We start from the raw sequence: 575 nt of genomic DNA on the forward strand, positions 1-575 counted from the left end.
GCTGCGGCGGCTGGCCTTCGACCTGGTGGACCGGAAGCTGGCGGCGGCACAGGAACGTGGCGTGCAGGGCGAGCCGTTCGGCCCGGTCCCGGACGGGCTCGCGTTCGCCGGGCCGGCCTCCGACGCCCCCGTGCGCCTGCCGGAGTCCGTACGGCCCGAGGACGCCGAGGCGCTCGTGGCGAACCTGTCGGCACTGCCGGTACCCGCCCTCCTCGACGAACTGTCCTCGCTGCCCGTGGAGCACCGGCGGTGGCTGGCCGGACAGGACGAGTTCGTCACCTCGGTGCGGAACCGGTCGTCGGTGGACGACTTCGCGCAGTTCGGCGCGCGGCTGCTGGTCGTGGTGCCGGGCGAGTCCGCGCGGCCGGTCTCCGCCCGCTGGGAGGCCTACGCCCAGGTCGCCCGCATGCTGCGGGACCCCGACACCGTGCGCAAGCTGCTCGCCTCGGGCGCCGCGGTCGTCGTCCTCCCCCAGGACGTGCCGCTGGGTTCCGTCAGCTCCTTCGCCGGCCTGCACGGACCGGACGGCCGCGGCCTGGACGACCTGCGCGGCGCCCAGAGCGGACTCGTCGCCG

1 protein-coding gene is annotated in these 575 nt (G+C 76.0%); it reads left to right on the forward strand.

Annotation, left to right across the window (positions count from 1 at the left end; genetic code table 11):
* A partial coding sequence (locus A2U95_RS21390; RefSeq protein WP_166025762.1) for a hypothetical protein occupies window positions 1–575 on the forward strand: 575 nt, incomplete at both ends.

This window comes from Streptomyces chilikensis (assembly GCF_001642695.1).
Taxonomy (GTDB): domain Bacteria; phylum Actinomycetota; class Actinomycetes; order Streptomycetales; family Streptomycetaceae; genus Streptomyces; species Streptomyces chilikensis.